The organism is Actinomadura physcomitrii, assembly GCF_008923205.2.
GTDB lineage: Bacteria > Actinomycetota > Actinomycetes > Streptosporangiales > Streptosporangiaceae > Spirillospora > Spirillospora physcomitrii.
The window spans coordinates 1-20,526 of sequence record NZ_WBMS02000065.1 but is presented as its reverse complement, the minus strand read 5'-3'; the positions used below and the strand labels follow the sequence as shown (position 1 = coordinate 20,526).

15 protein-coding genes are annotated in these 20,526 nt (G+C 72.5%); 12 read left to right on the top strand and 3 right to left on the bottom strand.

Annotated features, from left to right (window positions below):
* Nucleotides 1-10 precede the first annotated feature (10 nt).
* The 7 genes from F8568_RS43895 to F8568_RS43865 all read left to right on the top strand — a co-directional run bounded on the left by F8568_RS43895 (nucleotide 11) and on the right by F8568_RS43865 (nucleotide 10,223).
* Nucleotides 11-3,346: an ABC transporter permease gene (locus tag F8568_RS43895; RefSeq protein WP_151600083.1), complete on the top strand. Its 3,336-nt coding sequence runs from the start codon at nucleotides 11-13 to the stop codon at nucleotides 3,344-3,346.
* Nucleotides 3,343-5,994 (top strand): FtsX-like permease family protein, encoded by a 2,652-nt coding sequence (locus F8568_RS43890; RefSeq protein WP_151600082.1) that lies wholly within the window; start codon nucleotides 3,343-3,345, stop codon nucleotides 5,992-5,994. Before F8568_RS43895 ends, F8568_RS43890 begins: the two co-directional genes overlap by 4 nt.
* A 57-nt stretch (nucleotides 5,995-6,051) precedes the next feature.
* A complete protein-coding gene (locus F8568_RS43885; protein ID WP_151600081.1) occupies nucleotides 6,052-6,987 on the top strand; it encodes an ABC transporter ATP-binding protein in 936 nt (311 codons plus the stop codon).
* Nucleotides 6,984-7,682, top strand: coding sequence for an ABC transporter ATP-binding protein (locus F8568_RS43880; RefSeq protein ID WP_328601308.1), 699 nt, complete (start codon nucleotides 6,984-6,986; stop codon nucleotides 7,680-7,682). Before F8568_RS43885 ends, F8568_RS43880 begins: the two co-directional genes overlap by 4 nt.
* A gap of 73 nt (nucleotides 7,683-7,755) precedes the next feature.
* Nucleotides 7,756-8,973, top strand: a complete 1,218-nt coding sequence (locus F8568_RS43875; protein ID WP_151600080.1) for a Tm-1-like ATP-binding domain-containing protein — start codon at nucleotides 7,756-7,758, stop codon at nucleotides 8,971-8,973.
* On the top strand, nucleotides 8,970-9,791 hold the full coding sequence (locus tag F8568_RS43870; RefSeq protein WP_151600079.1) for a phosphoenolpyruvate hydrolase family protein: 822 nt from the start codon (nucleotides 8,970-8,972) through the stop codon (nucleotides 9,789-9,791). The genes F8568_RS43875 and F8568_RS43870 overlap by 4 nt, the downstream gene beginning before the upstream one ends.
* Nucleotides 9,792-10,223: a cupin domain-containing protein gene (locus F8568_RS43865; protein WP_151600078.1), complete on the top strand. Its 432-nt coding sequence runs from the start codon at nucleotides 9,792-9,794 to the stop codon at nucleotides 10,221-10,223.
* Here F8568_RS43865 and F8568_RS43860 read toward each other — a convergent pair.
* On the bottom strand, nucleotides 10,199-10,579 hold the full coding sequence (locus tag F8568_RS43860) for a YchJ family protein (RefSeq protein WP_151600077.1): 381 nt from the start codon (nucleotides 10,577-10,579) through the stop codon (nucleotides 10,199-10,201). The genes F8568_RS43865 and F8568_RS43860 overlap by 25 nt on opposite strands.
* Before the next feature lie 68 nt (nucleotides 10,580-10,647).
* On the opposite strand from F8568_RS43860, the gene F8568_RS43855 reads away from it, so the two are divergent.
* Entirely contained in the window at nucleotides 10,648-10,863 is a 216-nt protein-coding gene (locus F8568_RS43855) for a hypothetical protein (RefSeq protein WP_151540583.1), read from the top strand.
* Nucleotides 10,864-10,952: 89 nt separating this feature from the next.
* Here F8568_RS43855 and F8568_RS43850 read toward each other — a convergent pair whose 3' ends face one another.
* The gene (locus F8568_RS43850; protein ID WP_151600076.1) at nucleotides 10,953-12,473 is read right to left on the bottom strand and encodes an alpha/beta hydrolase domain-containing protein; all 1,521 of its coding nucleotides are present in this window, start codon (nucleotides 12,471-12,473) and stop codon (nucleotides 10,953-10,955) included.
* 188 nt (nucleotides 12,474-12,661) lie between these two features.
* Between F8568_RS43850 and F8568_RS43845 the strand changes: the two genes are divergently transcribed.
* On the top strand, nucleotides 12,662-13,318 hold the full coding sequence (locus F8568_RS43845; RefSeq protein ID WP_151600075.1) for a cutinase family protein: 657 nt from the start codon (nucleotides 12,662-12,664) through the stop codon (nucleotides 13,316-13,318).
* 107 nt (nucleotides 13,319-13,425) lie between these two features.
* Nucleotides 13,426-14,010 (top strand): hypothetical protein, encoded by a 585-nt coding sequence (locus F8568_RS49190; protein ID WP_236010084.1) that lies wholly within the window; start codon nucleotides 13,426-13,428, stop codon nucleotides 14,008-14,010.
* A gap of 65 nt (nucleotides 14,011-14,075) precedes the next feature.
* On the opposite strand, the gene F8568_RS43835 is transcribed toward F8568_RS49190, so the two are convergent.
* Nucleotides 14,076-17,063: a protein kinase domain-containing protein gene (locus F8568_RS43835; protein ID WP_160573989.1), complete on the bottom strand. Its 2,988-nt coding sequence runs from the start codon at nucleotides 17,061-17,063 to the stop codon at nucleotides 14,076-14,078.
* Nucleotides 17,064-17,249: 186 nt separating this feature from the next.
* Here F8568_RS43835 and F8568_RS43830 point away from each other — a divergent pair, with 186 nt between their 5' ends.
* Entirely contained in the window at nucleotides 17,250-18,077 is an 828-nt protein-coding gene (locus tag F8568_RS43830; protein WP_151600072.1) for a hypothetical protein, read from the top strand.
* 890 nt (nucleotides 18,078-18,967) lie between these two features.
* Complete coding sequence (locus F8568_RS43825; RefSeq protein ID WP_151600071.1) at nucleotides 18,968-20,428, top strand: hypothetical protein; 1,461 nt, start codon at nucleotides 18,968-18,970, stop codon at nucleotides 20,426-20,428.
* Nucleotides 20,429-20,526: the final 98 nt, after the last annotated feature.

Genomic DNA, 20,526 nt, shown 5'->3' with positions numbered 1-20,526 from the left:
ATGTGCGGCTATGGGGCAACGGGGGCTCGTCGTCAGGCGCATGGCCGCGGACCGCACGCTGGTGCTGGCCGCCTGCGCCACCGCGCTGTTCGCCACGACCGTCCTCGCCGCCCTCGTCGGCTACGCCGGCTCGGTGACCCGCGAGGGCCTGCAGCGCACCCTCGCTGACGCGACGTTCGCGTCGGTCGGCACGACCCTCGGCACCAACGTTCCGCCCGGCGGGCTCGGCACCGCGCAGCGGCAGGTGGACGGCGCGCTCAAGCAGATCTACCGGGACGTCCCGCTGACGGTCTCGATGGGCGTCCGCAGCGACTCCTACACCCTGCCGGGGCAGGAGAAGAGCGACCACCCGCAGCTCACCGCGTTCGAGACCTACACCGGCATCGACCGGCACGCCCGCCTCGCCCAGGGCCGCTGGCCCGCGCAGGGCGCCGGGGCCGGCGAGGACGCCGAGATGGAGGCCGCCCTCCCGGTCGCCGCCGCCCGGTCCATGCACGCCTCGGTCGGCGACGTCCTCACCCTGCACGGCCGCGTCGACAAGAAGTCCGTGGTGCGCGCCCGGATCGTCGGGCTGTTCGAGGTGCCCCGGCCGGACGACTACTTCTGGCAGGGCGACCAGCTGGTCACCACCGGCGCCGAGCACGGCGACTACACCACCTACGGGCCGCTCGTCGTGCCGCAGGACGTGTTCGCGGCCCGCCTCACCGGCACCGGCGTGGACGTCCGGTGGACGGTCATGCCCGACCTGCGGCACATCGGCACCGGGGACATCGAGCCGCTCGGCGAGCGCGCCGCCCGCAGCGGCGCCATCGTGCAGAAGGCTTCCGGCGGCGCCCAGTACACCGTCGTGACGAGCCTGCCGACGCTCGCCTCCCAGCTCGCCGGCGCGGTCCGGGTCACCCGCTCCACCATGCTGATCCCGGTGCTCCAGCTGATCCTGCTGGCCGGATGCGCCTGGATGCTCGTCGCCCGGCTGCTCGCCGACCACCGCCGCGGTGAGGTCGCGCTGCTGCGCACCCGCGGCCTCGGCATGCGCCAGCTCGCGCGGCTCGGCGTCGCCGAGGGCGCGCTGATCGTGCTGCCCGCCGCGGTGTGCGGGCCGCTGCTCGCCGGGCCGCTGCTGCACCTGGCGGGATGGGCGCCCGCGATCCGCGCGTCCGGGTTGCGGCTGGACGCCGGGCCCCTCGCGCCGCTGTGGGGCGTGTCGGTCGCCACCGCCCTCGCCGGCGCCGTCGCGCTGACCGTCCCGACGCTGCGCGGCGCGAACCGCACCTTCGTCGAGGCGCAGGCCGGCATCGGCCGCAGCCGCCGCGGCGGGCTCGTCGGATCGGGCGCCGACCTGGCGCTGCTGCTCGTCGCCGCGCTCGCGATCTGGCAGCTCACCCGGTACGGGGTCAATGGGACGGGCGCGTCCGGCGGCGCGTCCGGAGTCGACCCGGTCATCGTGTCGGGGCCCGCGCTCGGGCTGCTCGCCGGCGCCGTCCTGCTGCTGCGCGTCGTGCCCGCCGCGTCCGGCGCCGCCGAACGCGTCGCCGCGCGCGGCCGCGGCCTCGCCCCGGCGCTCGGCACCCGCCAGGTCGGCCGCCGCCCGCTGCGCTACGCCGGGCCCGTCCTGCTGCTGGTGATGGCGATCGCCGTCGGGGTGCTGTCGGTCACCACCATGGCGACCTGGCGCCGCTCGCAGACCGACCAGGCCGACTTCCAGAGCGGCGCCGACCTGCGCGTCAGCGCGCCCGCCGGGGTCTTCGCCCCGACCCCGCTCGGCGCCGGCGGACGGGTCGCCGCGCTGCCCGGCGTCACCTCGGTGACCGGCGTGCTGCGCGTCGAGGGCACCATCGGCACCGCCTCCACCACCATGATCGCGGCCGACGCCGCGCGGCTCGGCACGATGCTGCGGATCCGTCCCGGCCTGCGGCACGGCCTCGCGCTCGGCGCGCTCACCGCGGCCCGCCCGCCGGCGCCGGGGCTCGCGGTCCCGGGCAGACCCGCGCGGCTGCTGTTCGACCTGCGGCTGACGCGGACCGGCCCCACCCCGCCGCTGCCGGACGGCACCGTCCCCTCGCCGCTCGGCGCGTACAAGGCCGAGGCGACCGTCGCCGACGCCCACGGCGTGACGGCCCGCGTCCCGCTCACCGGCATCCGGCCGGACGGACGGACCCACACCATCGCGGTCGACGCCGCCGCGCTCGCCGGGCCCGGCGGCGTGCTGAGCTACCCGCTGTCGGTCCGGGCGCTGCACTACTCCTACGACGACAACGGCTACAGCGGGCCCATCGACCTCACCCTGGAGCACGTCCGCGGCGAAGGGACCGGCGAGGCGACGCCGCCCGCCGGCGCCCGGTGGGACGTGTTCGCCGAGCCGGCGGACCCCGTCCACCCGACGCGCCCGAAACTGGCGAAGGGGCCCGCGCTCGCCGACATCGCGATCCCCGCGAGCCCGCCCGCCGAGGTCGTGTTCGGCAGCCTCCGGCTCGCCAGCGGGACCTCCGTCCACGCGGTGCTCGGCGCCGGCACCCCACCGCCCCACGGCGACCAGAACGTGCACCTCCAGCCGGTCGTGCCGGGCGTCATCACCGCCGCCGCCGCGTCCCGCGCGAAGGTCGGCGTCGGCGCCACCCTCACCCTGAGCACCGTCGACGGCGACCAGCCGGTCAAGGTCATCGGCGTCGTCGACGCCCTCCCCACCACCACGCCCGGCGCCCCCGGCGTCCTCGTCGACCTGCCCACCCTCGTGGAGAAGCGGCTCGCCACCGGACGCGCCGGACCCGACAGCACCCGGCCCGGCGAATGGTGGGCGTCCGTCCGCGGCGACCGCACCGGACCCGCCGTCAAGGCCGCCGACGCGCACCGCGAATGGGGCGAGGTCACCGGCGACCGCGCCGCGCTGCGCTCCCGGCTGCGCGACGCCCCGCTCGGCGCCGCGCTGCAGGGCGCGCTCGTCCTCGGCTTCGGCTCGGCGCTCGCCTTCGCCGTCATCGCGTTCGTGGTGAACGCCGCCGTCACCGCCGGGCAGCGGTCCCGCGAGTTCGCGGTGCTGCGCGCCCTCGGCGTCGCGCCCCGCCAGGTCGCCGGGATGCTGGCCGTCGAGCAGGCGTTCCTGGTCGTCCTCGGCCTCGCCGGCGGCACCGCGCTCGGCCTGCTCGTCGCCCGGCTCGTCGTCCCGCACCTGGTCGTCGGGGTGCAGGCCACCGAGCCGTACCCGCCGGCCGTCCTGATCGTCCAGTGGCCGCTGGTCGCGGCGATGCTCGCCGGGACGGCCGCCGTCCTCGGGCTCGTGCTGCCGCCGGTCATCCGGGTCCTGCGCCGCCGCAACGTCGGCGCCGGACTGCGCGCGGGGGAGGAATGATGCGCCGAGCCCTGCACACCGGCCCCTGGCTCAGGCTGGCCCGCACGCAGTGGGCGCCGCTCGCCGCGCTGGCCGTGCTGACGCTGGTGACCGCGCTGCTCGCGGTCGCCGTCCCGGCCGCCACCACCGCCGGATACGACCGCGACGCCGCCACCACCGTCGGCACCGACGCCGACCTGCAGGTCGTCGGCAAGGCGAAGGGCACCGGCGCCTCCAGCGCCATCCCGAACGTAGGCGCGCTGACCGCCAACGCGTTCACCTGGCAGCAGCTCCTCCCGGGCTCGCTGCGGACCGTCACGGGCCCGCCCGAGGCGTCCGTGGCGCTGGACACCCCGCAGGGGATCTCCGGCGAGTTCACCGAACCGCGGGAACTGGACCTCGGCTGGGACCCCGACACCGGCCGGCGGATCCTGATCACCGCTGGGCACCCGCCGGTGAACGAGGTCCCGCTGAACCCGGGCCGCACCACGCCGGAGATCCAGGTGATGGTCGCCGAACGGTACGCGCAGGCCATGGGCTACAAGGTCGGCGCCCGGCTCACCCTCGTCGACAAGGAGATCCCCGAGCCGCTGCACGTCCGCATCACCGGGCTCTACGCGCCGCAGAACCCCCGCGACGCCTACTGGGCGCCGCGCGTCTCCCTGCTCCAGGTCACCCAGCGGATCCTCGGCCGCGACGGCACCAAGGTCGCGCACGGCACCGCGCTGACGGACGCCGGCGGCTACACCATGATCGCCGCCGATGCCCGCCGGGGCTTCACCTTCACCTGGCGGTTCCCCGTGCGCACCGGTGCGGTCGACACCGGCCGCGCGCGCACCATCGCCGCCGAACTGGACTCCTACCGCGCGGCCGTGCAGGGCCGCACCGGGCTGTTCGCCTGCACGGTCGAGACCCCGCTGGAAGGACGGCTGGACGCCTTCCTCGGCCGGCTGCGCACCGCCCGGTCCGTCCTCGGGATGGCGCAGGCCGGGCTCCTCGCCGTCGCCGCCGGGGTGCTGCTGCTCGCGGCCGGGCTGCTCGGCGAGCGGCTCCGGCCCGTCCTCGGCACGATGCGGGCCCGCGGCGCGTCGCTCCGCCAGCTCACGCGGTACGCCGGCGGCCTCACCGCCCTCGGCGTGCTGCCCGCCGCGGCGGCCGGCTACGCCGCCGGTCTCCTCCTGGACGCCGGGCCACCGCAGCGAAGCTCGCTGTACGCGGTCGCCGCGCTGGTCGCGGTCGTGCTCGCGCTGTCCGGCGCGATGGTGCTGCGCGAGCGCGGGGGCGGCCTCGGCTCGGCCGGCGGCGCGGGCCGCGACGACTTCACCGCCGCGCGCCCGTCGCCGCGCCGCCTCGTCCTGGACCTGCTGCTCATCGTCGTCGCGGTCGCCGGGGTGGTGGTGCTGCGGCAGCGCGGCGGCGCGTCCGGCGACGACCCGCTCGTCGCGGCCGTCCCCGTCCTGCTCGGCGCCGCCCTCGGCACGCTCGTCCTGCGCGCCTACCCCTACCTGCTGCGCGCCGGCGCCCCGCTGCTGCGCCGGGGCCGCGGCGCCGTCTGGTTCGTCGGCCTCGCGCGCGCGTCCCGGCAGCGCATGATCGGCGCGCTGCCGCTGGTGATCCTGCTGCTCGCCGCCGCCGTCGCCGGGTTCAGCGCGACCGTCGACACGGCGCTGCGGCACGGGCAGGTCCGCGCCTCCTACAGCACCGTCGGCGGCGACGTCCGCATCGGCTCCACCGGCCTCGACCCGAGCGCCGCCGCCAAGGCGCGCGCGGTCCGAGGCGTCACCGCGGTGGTGCCCGCCCGGGTCGTCCAGCAGGTCACGGGGCCGGGCGAGCCGGCGCCGATCACCGTCGTCGGCATCGACCTCGACGCCTACCGCGCGGCGTTCCCCGGCGTCCCCGGCATCCCGGACGCGCCGAACGGGCAGCTCGTCTCGCCCGGCGCCGCCGGCATCCTCGACGCGGGGTCCAAGCCCGTCACCCTCAGCAGCCACTACATCGACCCGTTCCAATTCAAGCCGGCCGCGACGATCGACCGCTTCCCCTCCATGGACACCGGATCGGCGTTCGCCGTCGTCCCGTACACGACGTTCGGCTCCGGCAACTACCCGACGGAGCTGTTCGTCCGCGGCGACCACGTCGACGTCGCCGCGCTGCGCAAGGTCCTCGACGCCGCCGCCCCCAAGGGCGCGCCCCGCGACGTGCAGGTCCGCGCGGACGTCCTGCACGGCATGACCGGCGTCCCGATGGTCGACCTCGTGCACCGCACGTTCCGGAACGCGGCGCTGATCGGCGGCGGGTACGGGCTGCTCGCCGTCCTCCTCGTGCTGGTCGTCGGCGCCCGCGCCCGCGGCCGGACCGTCGCCCACCTGCGCGTCCTCGGCCTCAAGCGGGGGCAGAGCCGCGCCCTCGCGCTCGTCGAGATCGCCCCGGTGCTGCTGTGCGCGGTCGCCGCCGGCTGGGTCCTCGGGCTGCTGCTGCCGGAGATCACCGGCCCGGTCGTCGACCTGCGCCCCTACACGTCCGGGTTCACCGCGACCGGCCACACGCCCGGCGCCGCCGCGCTGCTCGGGCTGCTGGCCGCGCTGCTGCTCGCCGCCGCGGCGGCCCTCGCCGTCGACCGCGCCTTCGACCGCCCGAAGCCGGGCGACGTCCTGAGAACGGGGGACTGAGATGAGCGAAGCGGACCAGGGGGCGCGCGGGCCGTCCCCCCGCAGGGAGGGGGAGCCTTGGTAGACGCACCGGACCTGGCCGAACTCGAGCGCCGCGCCCTCGAACGCGGCCCCGCCTACGGCGAGGGCGCGCACATCGTCTGCGACAACCTCGTCCGCATCTACAAGAGCGAGGGCATCGAGGTCGTCGCGCTGCAGGGCCTGGACCTGCTCGTCGACCCCGGCGAGCTGATCGCCGTCGTCGGCGCGTCCGGGTCGGGCAAGTCGACGCTGCTGAACATCCTGTCCGGGCTGGACGTGCCGACCGCCGGCGTCGCCCGCGTCGCCGGCTCCGACCTGCTCACCATGTCGGCCAAGGAGCGGCTCGCGTTCCGCCGCGAGCAGGTCGGGTTCATCTGGCAGCAGACCGCCCGCAACCTGCTGCCCTACCTGACCGCCGCGCAGAACGTCGAGCTGCCGATGCGGTTCGCCGGCCGGTCCCGGCGCGAGCGCGCCACCCGCGCCGCCGACCTGCTCGGCATGCTCGGCGTCGGCGACTGCGCGGGCCGCCGCCCCGCCGAGCTGTCCGGCGGCCAGCAGCAGCGCGTCGCGATCGCCGTCGCGGTCGCCAACGAGCCGCACGTCGTGCTCGCCGACGAGCCGACCGGCGAGCTCGACACCGCCACCGCCACCGAGGTGTTCGCCGCGTTCCGCCGCGTCAACCAGGAGTTCGGCACCACCATGGTGATCGTCACGCACGACGCCGGCGTCTCCGAGCGCGTCGACCGCACGGTCGGCATCCGCGACGGCCGCACCAGCAGCGAGGTCCGCCGCCGCGACGCCGACGACGGCACCCGCACCGCCGAGGAGTACGCCGTCCTCGACCGGGCCGGCCGCGTCCAGCTGCCGCGCGGCTTCACCGAGGCTCTCGACATGCGCGAGCGGGTGCGGCTGGCGCTGGAGGACGACCACGTCGGGGTCTGGCCCGACCGGCCCCGCGAGGAGGACGCGTGAGCGAGCCGATGGTGGAGGTCGACGACCTCGTCCGCACCTACCGGACCGGGAAGGTCGAGGCGCCCGCGCTGCGCGGCGCGTCGTTCCGGGTCGAGCCCGGCGAGCTCGTCGCGATCCAGGGCCGGTCCGGGTCCGGCAAGACGACCCTGCTGAACCTGATCGGCGGCCTGGACACCGCGGACGGCGGCACCGTCCGCGTCGACGGCCGCGACATCGGCGCCCTGCCCGAGGACGACCTGCTCGCGCTGCGCCGCGACCACATCGGCTTCGTGTTCCAGTCGCACGGCCTGATCCCGGTGCTGTCGGCCGCCGAGAACGTCGAGGTCCCGCTGCGGCTGACCCGGACCGCGCCGGCCGAGCGCGACGAGCGCGTCCAGGTGCTGCTCGCGCTCGTCGGGCTCGCCGACCACGCCGCGCAGCGCCCCTACGAGCTGTCCGGCGGGCAGCGGCAGCGGGTCGCGATCGCCCGCGCGCTCGCCAACCGGCCGCGGCTGCTGCTCGCCGACGAGCCGACCGGTCAGCTCGACTCCGAGACGGCCGCCGCGATCATGCCGCTGCTGCGCGCGATCGTCGCCGGCGAGGGCGTCACGGTGCTGGTCGCGACGCACGACCAGGCGCTGCTGTCGGAGGCCGACCGCGTGCTCAGGCTGGAGGACGGCACCATCACCGAAGCGCCGGTGCCCGCGGCGGGATGAGCCGCGAACGGCCGGTTGCCGGGAACGGGCCAGGGGCATGATGCCGGGGAGCGAGGGACGGGAGGTGCGCGGCGTGGCGACCGTGGTGCTGGTGGGGACGCTCGATACCAAGGGCGCGGAGTACGGGTGGCTGCGCGACCGGCTCCGCGAGCTGGGCTGCGAGGTCGTCCTCGTGGACGCGGGCGTCGGCGAGCCGGCGCCGGGCGTGCCGGCCGACGTGCCGGCGGAGCGGGTCGCGGAAGCCGGCGGCGCGGCGCTCGGCGCGCTGCGCGACGCGGCGGACCGGGGCGCGGCCGTCACGGCGATGGGCGAGGGCGCGGCGGTCGTCCTCGCCGAGCTGGTCGCGCGGGGACGGGCCGACGCGGTCCTCGCGGTCGGCGGGAGCGGCGGGTCGTCGATCGCGGCGCGCGCCGTCCGGGACCTGCCGATCGGGCTGCCGAAGCTGATCGTGTCGACGATGGCGTCCGGGGACGTTTCGCCGTACGTCGGCGCGAAGGACGTCACGATGACCTACAGCGTCGTCGACATCGCGGGCGTGAACCGGGTGTCGCGGCTGATCCTCGGGAACGCGGCGGCAGCGGCGGCGGGAATGGCGAAGGCCCGCGCGGACGCGCCGCCGGAGCCCGCGGACGAGCGGCCCCTCGTGGCCGCGTCGATGTTCGGCGTGACGACCCCCGCCGTGGACGCGGCGCGCGAGCGGCTCGGCGACCTCGGCTACGAGGTGCTGGTGTTCCACGCGACCGGCGCCGGAGGGCGCGCCCTGGAGAGCCTCGTCGACGCCGGCCTCCTCGCCGGCGTCCTCGACCTGACCACGACGGAACTGGCGGACGACCTGGTCGGCGGCGTCCTGTCGGCCGGCCCGGACCGGCTCACCGCGGCGGGACGGCACGGAATCCCGCAGGTCGTGGCGCCCGGCGCGCTCGACATGGTGAACTTCGGCCCGCGCGGCACCGTCCCGGAGCGGTTCGCCGGCCGCAACCTCTACGTCCACAACCCGACCGTCACGCTGATGCGGACGACGCGCGACGAGATGGCGGAACTCGGGCGCCGGGTCGCGGCCAAGCTCGCCGCCGCCACCGGCCCGACGGTGCTGTTCGTCCCGCTCGGCGGCGTGTCGGCGCTGGACGCGCCGGGCATGCCGTTCCACGACCCGGACGCCGACGCCGCCTGCTTCGCCGCGATGGACGGCGCCGTCCCGACCGAGAAACTGGACGTGAACGTCAACGACCCGTCGTTCGGCCGCGCGATGGCCGACCGCCTGCACGAACTCATCACGGAAGGAGCGCGGTGAACCGCCGGACCGTCCTCGAACGCCTGCGCGCGTCGGTCGCGCAGGGCAAGCCGGTGATCGGCGCGGGCGCGGGCACCGGCCTGTCCGCGAAATGCGCGGAGGCCGGCGGCGTCGACCTGATCATCATCTACAACTCGGGCCGCTACCGGATGGCGGGCCGCGGTTCCCTCGCCGGGCTGCTGCCGTACGGGGACGCCAACCAGATCGTCGTCGAGATGGCGTCGGAGGTGCTGCCGGTCGTGCGCGACACCCCCGTCCTCGCGGGCGTGTGCGGCACCGACCCGTTCCGGGTGATGCCCGTCTTCCTCGACCAGCTGAAGGCGATGGGGTTCGCCGGAGTGCAGAACTTCCCGACCGTCGGCCTCTACGACGGCGTGTTCCGGCAGAACCTCGAAGAGACCGGCATGGGCTACGACCTCGAAGTGGAGATGGTCCGGCTCGCCCGCGAACGCGACCTCGTCACCGCCCCGTACGTCTTCGACGAGGACTCGGCGCGGGCGATGGCGGAGGCCGGCGCGGACGTCCTCGTCCCGCACGTCGGGCTCACCACCAAGGGCAGCATCGGCGCCGGCACCGCCCTGACCCTCGACGAAGCGGTCGCGAAGGTGCAGGCCATGCGGGACGCGGCCGCCGAGGTCCGCGACGACGTGCTCGTCCTGTGCCACGGCGGCCCCATCGCCGAACCGGACGACGCCGCCTACGTCCTGTCCCGCACGACCGGCGTCGTGGGCTTCTTCGGCGCCTCCTCCGTCGAGCGGCTGCCGACCGAGCGGGCCATCACCGCGCAGGTGGCCGCCTTCAAGAACCTGGAGATCTGAATGCACGTGACGCCCGGCGACGTGCCCACCATGACCTTCGACTGGGGCTCGATCAAGTGGTTCGTCACCCCGTCCGCGGTCGAGGGCGCGGGCAGCACCCTCGGCGAGGTGATCGTCAACCCGGGCAAGGGGCACGCCCGGCACAACCACCCGAACGCCGAAGAGGTCATCTACGTCGTCTCCGGCGAGGCGGAGCAGATGGTGGACGACGGCGAACCCTTCACGATCCGCGAGGGCGACGCCGTCCACATCCCGAAGGGCGCCTGGCACTCCACCTACAACGCGACGTGGCGCCCGCTCCGGCTGATCGTCACGTACACGCCGGGCGGCGAGGAGAAGGCCCTCGAAGGCGCGCCCGACTTCTGCCTCCACGAGGCCGGGACCGTCCCGCAATGGCGCCAGGCAGGTCAGGAGACCTTGCCGCGGACGTAGACCCACGCGCCGTCGTGCCGGACGAACCGGCTGACCTCGTGCATCACCCCGTCCCGTCCGCCCGAGGTGTAGTGGGCGCGGAACTCCACGACGCCCTTGCCGTCGTCCGGACCGCCGTCCTCGGTGCGGACGATCTCCAGCCGCGTCCACCGCGTCCCGGGCTCGGCCTCGACGCGCTCGGGCCGCGTCGCCGGATGCCAGCTCGCCAGCAGGTACGCCTCGTCCCGGACGGCGAACGCGCTGAACCGCGACCGCATCAGCTCCTCCGCCGTCCGCGCGGCGGCCTCGCCCCGGTGCAGCCGCCCGCAGCACTCCCCGTACGCGGTCCCGGTCCCGCAGGGGCACTTCTTCGCCATGCGGCGATTCTCCCGCAGCGGCGCGGGGCCCTCAGTTATTCCGGTTCCTTCTGGGTAAAGGGACGAACATGCACAAAGAGCATGAGGACGACCTCGTCGAGTCGCAGGGGGTGAACGCGGGCGGTCCCGTGGACGCCCCGCCGTCCGGCGCGAAGCCGGACGGCCCCGCCCCCGAGCCGCCGGACCTGCCGCTCACCGCCGGGACGCTCGACGACGAGATGGTCGGGCTGCCCTACCAGAAGCCCGGCTACCCGGGCCAGCAGCGCTCGGTCGACACCAGCTGACCCTCTGCTCCGCCCGCGCCCGGACGTGCACCGGCCGGCGCGGGACGTGGATCGCCGAGAGCCCGCGCCGGCCGGCGTCGCCCACCGGGTCAGCCGCCGATGGACGAGTCCTGCGCGGCCTTCACGATGGCCGCCGCGTCCTCCGGCAGCAGGTACCCGCCCGCGACGGACTGCTGCGCCGCCGCCCGCACCTTGCCCACGTACCCGGCGTGCGTCGGGTACAGCCGGCTGAGCACCGGCTCGGCGGTCGGCGGGAACGACGGGTCGGACGGGTCGCCCGCGTCGTGCCCGTCCCACGCGTCCGCGTCGCCGTTCCACGGGTCGCGGGCACCGTAGAGACCGCAGAAGACGCCGTCGCCGAGGCCCAGGTTCCGCAGCCCGGTGAGCGTGCGCGTCGGCACTGTGACGTCCGGCAGCCGGACGCCGCCCGTCGCGAGCCCGGTACGCGGATCGCGCAGCGCCGTGTTCAGCGGCGCGCCGCTCGGCGGCCGCGCCCCGCCCCGCGCCCACGACGCCAGATGGCGCAGCGCCGCGTTCATCGAGTAGTGGCCCGGCCCGTCGTTGAACGGTGGCGTCCCCGCGGCGCAGTCCGCCTGCGGCGCCGCCGACCCCGCCGACTTCTTCAACGTCGGATCACCCAGGTCGTAGGCCCACTGGTCGCCGTGCGACGTGCCCGCCAGCTCCCAGTGCACGACGCCGCCGGTGTCCGGCTGCCGTGCCGCCGACGCCAGCGGCACGTCGGTCTCGGTGAGCACCACGAACGTCGGCACCGGCAGGTCGGTCCGGATCCGGGACGGGTTCGGCATCGTCAGCGTGTCCGCGAGCGCGCCGCTGATCGGCGCGCCCACCGCGCTGTTGCTGTGGATCATGAGGCCGTCGTAGACCTTCGCGACCGGCTGCACCGCGTCCGCGTACGTCGTCATGAACCCGGCCGACTGCGACTCGCCGTCCGCCAGCAGCGTCCGCACCTTCAGCCCGCCGAGCGGGTCCGGGCCGTGCGGCGCCCGCAGCGCCCGCCCGGCCTGCGAGAAGATGTCATAGGAGTACGCGTCGCCCGGATGGACGAGCGTCCCGTACCGCGCGGGATCCCAGCCCTTCAGGCCGTGGATCTCGCCGAGCCCGCCGTTGACGCCGACCGACTGCGCCGAGACGCCCACCCACGCGTAGCCCTCGCGCAGCAGCTCGTCCCGCTCGAACCAGTAGTCCGGCGACAGCTCCAGCTGCCCGCTGACGTTCAGCCATTCGACGACGACCGTCCCGTTGAACTTCGCCGGGTCCGTCGGCCGCCGGACGAGCAGCCGGGTCTTGTACGCGGCACTGCCGGACTCGCGCACGCTCCACCGCCCGTCCGAGCCCCACGACCCCGCCTTCGCGTACGAGTGCGCGGTGCCGGAGATGAAGTACTCGTCCTCGGTGTAGCCGAACGAACCGAGATCCTCCGCGGCGGCGAGGAACGGGAAGCCGTGGGCGCCCGCCGGCGGCACGCTCACGGCCGGGTCGTCCGCGTCCGCGCGGGCGGACGGCGCCGCGCCGATGAACGCGCCGAAGAGCACCGCTCCCAAGGCCGCGGCGGTGGCCCGCCGTCTCGGGGAGCGCAAGGGGATTCGCACGGTTGCCTCCTTGAAGCACTGGTCGGGGGGAAGCACAGTGTCGGCCGTGGCCCCTTTCCCGGCATCGGGAAAATCGCCGGTTCGCCGCGCCGGCTGGTGATTTCGCCGATGCCGGAGCACCCGCCGGGCCCCTACGTTCCAAGGCTGTCCGGCCCCGAACCGATCGGGGCCCGCAGAAAGAGGCCCGCATGTCCCTCTCCCCGTCCCTGCGGCGGCTCACCGCCGTCGCGTTCGCCGGTGCCGTCGGCGCCGCCGGACTGGCCACCCTGTCCGCCGGCTCCGCGTCCGCCGCGGCCTGCTCCGACGTCGAGGTCGTCTTCGCGCGCGGCAGCGGCGAACTGCCCGGCCTCGGCATCGTCGGCACGCCGTTCGTCAGCGCACTGAGACAGGACCTGCCCGGCAAGTCGGTCAGCTCCTACGCGGTGAACTACGCCGCCGACATCTCGCAGACCAGCGCCGGCCCCGGCGCCACCGACATGAGCAACCACGTCAAGTCCGTCGCCGCGTCCTGCCCGGGCACCTCGTTCGTCCTCGGCGGCTACTCGCAGGGCGCGAGCGTCACCGACATCGCGATCGGCATCAGGACCCTGCTCGGCACCGGCGGCACCATCCCGACGAACCTCGCTCCCCGCGTGAAGGCCGTCGTCGTCTACGGCAACCCGCTGCGCCTGTACGGCCAGACCATCAACTCCGCCAGCTCCCTGTACGGCCCGAAGGCCAAGGAGTTCTGCAACACCGGCGACCCCGTCTGCGCGAACGGCACCAACATCGCCGCCCACCTCGCCTACCCCACGAACGGCACCGTCCCGCAGGGCGCCCAGTTCGCCGCCGCCAAGATCGGCTGATCGCTCCCCTGGCCGGGGCTCCCGGCGGCAGAGCCCGCCCGCGATCCCGGCGACCACACGGAGCCCGCACCCTCCCCGGTGCGGGCTCCGTGCCTTCCACCCGCCAGATGATCTGGGAAACCGCCGGGCTCGGCGCGCAGCAGAGGCTGGTCGACACCGAACGCGCCGGGCTCAAGGCTCACGCCGACACCTACCTGCGCCTGGGCGGGAACAACGACTCCATCGGATCCGAACGGCTGTTGAAGGACTTCCGCGCCGACGCCCGGTGCGACCGGACCGGCGCCGGGCCGCAGGCCGCCCGCGTCCGCGCCTGGTGCGACGCCTACACCAAGGAGATCAACGCGAGTTTGGAGGCCGGGCAGTATCAGGCCGCGGTGACCGCCACACTCAGCGGAGGGGCGGTGGACAAGGCCTTCCAGGCGGTCGACGCGGATCGGACGGCCGCGATCAAGCGTGAGAACGAGGAGATCGCGTCGATGACGACGACCTGCTCGCGCGCGGGAGGTGGCGTTCAGCACCGACTACCTCGACTCGGGCCAGGCGGTGCTGGTTCGCGGCGACTCTCCGTACAAGAGCCTCGAAGACCTGTCCGGCAAGCGGGTGTGCGCGGCGGCGGACACCACGTTCGGATCCCAGGTGTCACTGCTCGAGCTGCGGGCGCGGGCGGCTCGTTGGACGGCTGGCGTCGCTGAAGGGTCGACACCGATAAGCAAGCGCCCATGTGCGACAGCTTGATCGGGGAGGCGCTTGGTCGCGCTTAGTGCGTACCCGGCCGATCAGCCTCGGCGTCCGGCATGGCTTCCTGGTCATCCTGTTGAGGAGGTTCAGACGGGGAGTTCGTGTGTGGAGGAGTCTCTTTTCCGTCCTTCTCGGCCGCCATCTCGTCATGGCGCGTCATGTCCAGTGCGGCCAGCACATCTTCCAATGAGAACCGGTAGCCCGCCTTGGTGCGCTCGGCGGGGATGCGGCCGGTCGTGACCATCCGCCGCACGGCCCTCGGCGACTTGCCCAGCCGGGTCGCCAGGGCCCGCGTGGTCAGCGACTTCTTTCCGCTGGAGCGGTCGCCGTTCTCCGCTGCCCCGGATCCGTCCTCCACAGCGGCGGACGGATCGTCTCCATTGCCGGACGGCCCGCCGTCGTCCGGAAGGCGCCCGAAATTCTCGGTCCACTTCTCCAGGGCGTCATCCCACCGCGGGCCGAACTCGTCGGCCGGGGTCTCGCGGGTGTAGCGCGGCGGCCACGAACGCGAGCCGTCCGAGTCGTACGAGCCGGCGTCGGCCACCGCGGCGTCGCCCAGATCGTAGGTTCGGACGCGCCCGTCCCACTCCGGGGTCGCGAGCAACGCGTCCAGCATGGCCTGCGGGTGCTGGAAGCGCTGGTCGCGGTCGCGAGCGACCGCACGGGCGATGACCGTTCGCAGCGCTTTCGATACGGGCAGGACCGAGACGTCAAGATCCTCGTTCAGGATCCGTTGAAGGACCTGGGGCAGCGGACTCCCCGAGTAGGGGTTGCGGCCGTTGATGCAGGTGTAGAGGGTCAGCCCAAGGGCGAAGATGTCGGCGCGGATGTCGGGCGCTTCGCCGTTGATCTGCTCGGGGGCCATGTAGGCGGGCGTCCCGATCATTCCGGCACCGGGGCTGGTCATGAAGGCACCTATGGACGGCTGCACGCGCCGCGCGATCCCGAGATCGATGATGACGGGGCCGCGCTCTGGATTGATCATGATGTTGGCCGGCTTGATGTCGATGCGCGCCAGTCCCTTCTGCTCCAGGTAGGTCAGCGCGGTCGTCATCGTCACCGCGGTCTGGATCATCTCCAGCAGGGGGAGCCGCTGTCCGTCGGTGATCAGGCCGCTGAGCAGCTCGCCCTCGACCAGTTCCATGACGATGGCCAGGTTCGGCCCGTGCGTCACCACTTCGTAGACGCTGACGATGTTCGGATGGCGCAGGCCGGCGGTGAGCTGGGCCTCGCGGAGAAAACGCTGCAGCGCCACGTCGTCCTTGCCGCCCCGGACCTCGCGCAGGACCTTGACGGCGACGCGGCGTTGCAAGACCAGGTCGATTCCCTCGTACACGGTGCTCGACCCGCCCTGGCCGATGAAGCCGCGCAGCTCATACCGCTCGTCCAGTTGCGCGTACCGGGCCTCGGGCCGGTCGTTGCCCGCCGGTCGGGGCGCCATCGGCAGCTGAAGGTTCGCACGCTCCGCCTCGTTGCTCACGGCGATACCGAGGAGCCGCTTCTTGGCCGACTCGGCGAGCCGGTAGACGGGTAACTGCGACTCGGAGACGTCGGCCATCATCGTGGAGGTGGCGCCGGCGCTGCGTACCAGGTCGAGGACATCCTCGGCCTTCAGATGCTCCAGCAGGGCCCCCACGGCGTCATCGGCGATGCGCAGCAGCGGGTCCAGTTCGTTGTCGTCGATCGCCCGCCTGACGTCGGCCGTGGTGAACGGCCGGCGCCCTTCCCCGCGCAGGATCCAGTCCACGACGTAGTAGGCGCCGAGCATCCAGCGGTCCCGGTCGATCGGCACGGGCAGGAGTTTGTGCTGCGTGGTCGCGGTGAAGAATCGGTCGAGGACGTCCTCGAGCCAGGCGTAGAAGGCGATCCGGTCCCAGTCTCCTGGGTCCACCTGCAGCCATGGCTTGTCCGCCCGCCAGATCACGAACGAGTTGAATTCGTGGAGCAGTCGGCGAGGCACGCCCCGCGCCTTGAACCGCAGGTAGCGCTCGAACTGACCCAGCCGGGACCGGCTCCCGCGGTCACCGGGGTCTGGGACGAGGCTCTTCAGCAGACGCGTCGGTGCGGCCCAGTTGCAAGGGACGTACAGCCGCCAGGCAAAGATGCTTTCGTACAGGCCGTTGCCGCGTCCCGCGTCCACAAGGACGTGGTCTTGCAACTCCGGGCCGGCGACGAGCACGTAATGCGCGCCGCCCATCGTTATGACGTTCTTCATTCCCGCAAGGAGGGCCTGGACTTCGGCGATGCCCTCCTGGGTGGCGGTGAGTTTGTCAACCTCGTCCAGCACCACCACGAGGTGGACCACCGGGCAGCGGCGACGGCGCAGGCGGCGCGGCAGGAACGGCTTCAGCCACGAAGGAGGGCTGCGCCTTGCGCCATGGATGTGCCGCTCTTCCGACAAGAGCCGCACTATGCGGATCATGTCGTGCTCGACATCGGTCTCGGAGTAGGCGAGGAACGCCGCCTCCGTCGCGAGGGACCGGGTGCGCTTGTTCGACAGGCTCGACTTGGGGAGCTGAAGGCCCACCGTGCCCAGCAGTTTCTGGCCGACATTGAGATCAACTGTCGTCGCCCGCTCCGAGGCGTCCGAGCGCGTCTCCTTGAACGACAGCGAGGTGCGCATGTACGCGAGAAGCAGCGATCTCCTGGTGTCGTTGGGGAGCAGGCGGAGGACCCCGGCGTCGTCCAGCGTCTCGAAGATCCGCCGCACCACCGCGAACAGCAGTTGCTCGGTCGACATCGGGCGAGCGACGCTCAGCACGACCGGGAGTATCAGCTCACCCTCGGGACGGTCCTGGGCGATCTCCTCTAAGGCGCGTACGACCAGCGTCGTCTTGCCCACGCCGCGGAATCCCGCTACCAGGAAGGTGCCCCCGCGTGAGTGGACGATCCGTTCCTTGAGCGCGTCCGCGAGGCTCCCGTTGTCGAGCAGCGGGACGGCGCCCTCCAGCGTGCGGAGCGGCTCGTGGATGAAACGAAATGACTCGTCCAGGGGAACGCTTAGCATCTTCGGTTGCCCTAGCATCGCTCGGCCAAGGTGACGCGACTCCTTCCTGAGACGCGCATCCCCGCCCATGAGTTTCCTCGGACCCGCAGTGGCTTCCCCATGGCAGGCATGGAGCGGACATTTGGAGTGTTTCGCACGGCAACACCGTGCGCAGCCAGCTGGCCCCTGCCTCTAATGATCGTTTCAGTGGCGGATGAGCCCCCGTCTCCCCATGAGGCGACGGATGTGCTGGGCTCGCCGGACGAGGTCGAGTGGAAGGGGCGCCTGACCCTTGTTCCCGGGGCCGTTCTGGTTCTCGATGCGGTCCTCCAGGGCAGCGAGCAAATCGGCCCCGAGGCCCATCCGTACGACGAACGCATCCGCGTGAGCGTCGGTATGCCGCTTCGCCAGTCGAGCGGCCGCCGAGCCGCTGAGCGCGATCAAGGTCGGAAACGCCGTGATCAGGGTGACGGCGGCTGCGGAGAGGATGAGAAGAAAAACGAGGAGGAAGCCGATGGGGCGGTGCCCATGCGACAGCCCTTTTCCACATCGGTTTCAGGGGGGACCACAGCGCACGCAACACCCACAACAGCGCTCGGCTCGGCAGAAGCAGGTGTCCTCGAAGACGGCGATGGTGACTTGATACGCGACATCCGTCATCGTTCGACGGCGCTCTCGGCCGAGCGGAACACGAAGCTCGACGAGCTGGCGGCGCACGAGAGGGAGCGTCCGGTCCGCTCCTGCCCCGAACTGCTCGACCTGATCCCCGTGGGCGAGGTGGACCTGGCCAGCGCGCCCGAGCCGGTGCTCCGGCGGCTCTTCGAGGCCTTCCGGTTGGAGATCAGCTACGACAGGCGGAGCGGTATCGCCGACTGCAAGGTGACGCTCACCGGTGCCGCGATCGACCAGCAGGGCGGGATCGCCACGGATGTTATGGCGGAAGCCAGGGGCGGCGGGGCCGCCCCTGGCTTCCCGTCTGCGTGGCGCCTCCGGGGGGACCCCACACACAGGGGAAACCCCCGCCGTGCCCGGTGACGGTCAGCTGACCATCACCGGCTCGTTCGCCGTAGGAGGCCGATGACGGTCACCGGCGGGGCCGGGCCACTGAACAGAGTAGTTGTGCCGGGCGGCCCTGCACGCTGCCTGGCAGGTGGGGTCGTGCGGGAACCGGCGGTGACACTCGCCGCCGAGCCAGTTCGGCTCCCAATGCCGCGGTTTCCGCACCTGTCCGCCTCGGGAGCGGCGGACGACGCCTTGGTGCCAGCGCTTCGGTTCATTCAGAACGGATCCCGAATGGCCGTCGTTCGCTGTCTCGGCCTTCGTGGGGAGAACGGCCGAGCCAAATCTTTCCTGCCGGGGATGGTCTCCGCTCGCCCGCTGGTGCACAGGGGCCTTGGTGTGGTGTGCGCGCGGTGAGGCGATGAGTGCCGATCTCGGAAACGAGCCCAGGGTCGTCCACATTTTCGCGACTCGAACCTGCGGACGCTCGGACGCCTCGTCCAGCGGCCGAACGCGAACGCTGTGACGCTGCCCGAAACGAGGACAGCGGCGAGCATCCGGGCGTTTGTGATGTGGAACGACCGGTCCGCAGCCGATGCAGGCGCCGTCGCCCAGAACTGTGACCCCTGGCAGTATTGTTCCAGCTCTGAGCGGCGCCGGGCCTGGGCGTCGGCGGTGCTGCCGGGCACCGGACGGGCCGCAGCCACCACCAGCCGCGTATCGGCGTCCACCACGACCTGCATGTTTCGCTGAGAACCGGCAATTGCGGCTGGAGGTGGCCACCTGCCGGTCGCGAACCGGGATCAAGGTGCCGTCGACGATCCACAGCGGTTTGGATGGCATCGCTGGGACGGGGGCTGGTTGGACCGCCGAAAAGATGCCGAGTCCCAGTCGAATTGACATACTTTGCCCATTTTAGTGGTGAAATGCACCTGGTGACAACCGGCCATATCGAAACGGTTACTTGCAATGCTCACGCAAAAGGAATCTTGTGTACTGCAGTCATGCAGCGGTGGGCAGCGTTGAACGCCAGGCAACTGTCGGTGTTGCGGCGGATAGAGAATGATGCGGACGAGGTGAGCGCCAAGCGCTCTGAGTTGGGAACGACGGTGCAGGCTCTGCGAAACCGGGGTCTTGTGAAGACTTCCTGGCGCAACGGTGTTTGGCGTGTCGAGATCACCGACGCCGGCCTGTTCTATCTCCAGCACGGGCACCATCCTGACCGCCCAGAGCCAGGCGATTCGATCAACGTATTGCCGAAGCGCGGCCCCGTGGAGTCTGCAGCAGCAGACCTCATCTCAGCACTGCGCCACGCAGAGGGTGAGACAATCCGCATCGAGGAACCGGACGATGCAACGCGAGCGCGTTACCGTAAGGCGATCAACGCCGCGAAGCGGCGTGGACTGGTGCCGGAAGGCAGACAGCTCCTGCATACGGGCAGAGACACCGGCCCGCTGATCATCAAGCTCGGCGAAGACGGACCGGCAGCCAAGACCGATTGGAACCGCATCAGGCTCCGCGTCCGCGACGAGGTCACTGGTGGCGACCTGCTGGAACTGCTGGGACGGGACCAACAACTCCTCAAGGTCAGTGACGGAACACGGAAACGTGCGGTCGATCTCGTACAAGTGCTCGTTCGTAGGGCGGATCGTCGCGGACACGCCGTAGCTGCCTCGCGCAAGAGCCGGTACCTGCTCCTTCGCGTGCGCGACCACGCGTTCACGATCACGATTTCCGAGGAAGTGGACGAGGTGCCACGGCTCCTGCCGGCCAACGATCCGCGTGTACGCCATGCCTACGACTGGCAGCGGATCAAGCCCCCCGAGTACGACTCGGTGCCGTCCGGACGCTTGCGCATCGAGTTGTCACCGCGCACTCCTGAAGCTAAAGAGTGGGCGGACCGCGGCAGGTCGAAGATCGAGACGAAGCTCACCGAGGTGATCGATGAGGCTGAGCGACAGGCCGAACAGGCCGAGGAACAGGCACGCGCACGGCAGCGCGCCCACCAGGCATGGCTGGTCGAGTACGAGAAGCAGCAGGCAGAGGAGGAGCGCAAGCAGGCAGTGACCCGAGCCGAGTGGAAATCGGCGATGGATACCGCACGGGGGCGTGCTATCGAGGAACTACGCGACAAGACCTTCGGGGACGCGCTGCTCAAGTGGTTGATCGCCAGGCAGATCCGAGAGTTCTGCACTGAACTTGAACGCGCCGCCGCTGCTGTGGGTACGCCGGAAGCAGCTGCGGAGTGGGTGGCCTGGGCAAGATCCCGCGCCGATCAGCTTGACCCCGTCCTCGACCTGCGGGGTCTGGCTGAACATTTCCACCCAGAGGTGGGTCCAGACGACCTACGTGCGCACCTAGTACGGCAGCCGCATTTCGTTAGGTGAGCTGCGGGTATGCGTGTTCGAGTGGTCGGCGGAGGCGGGTTCGTTGGTGGTGCCAGCGGGCTCGTGCTCGGTGCCGGTCTCGCCAGTTCTGCCAGTGG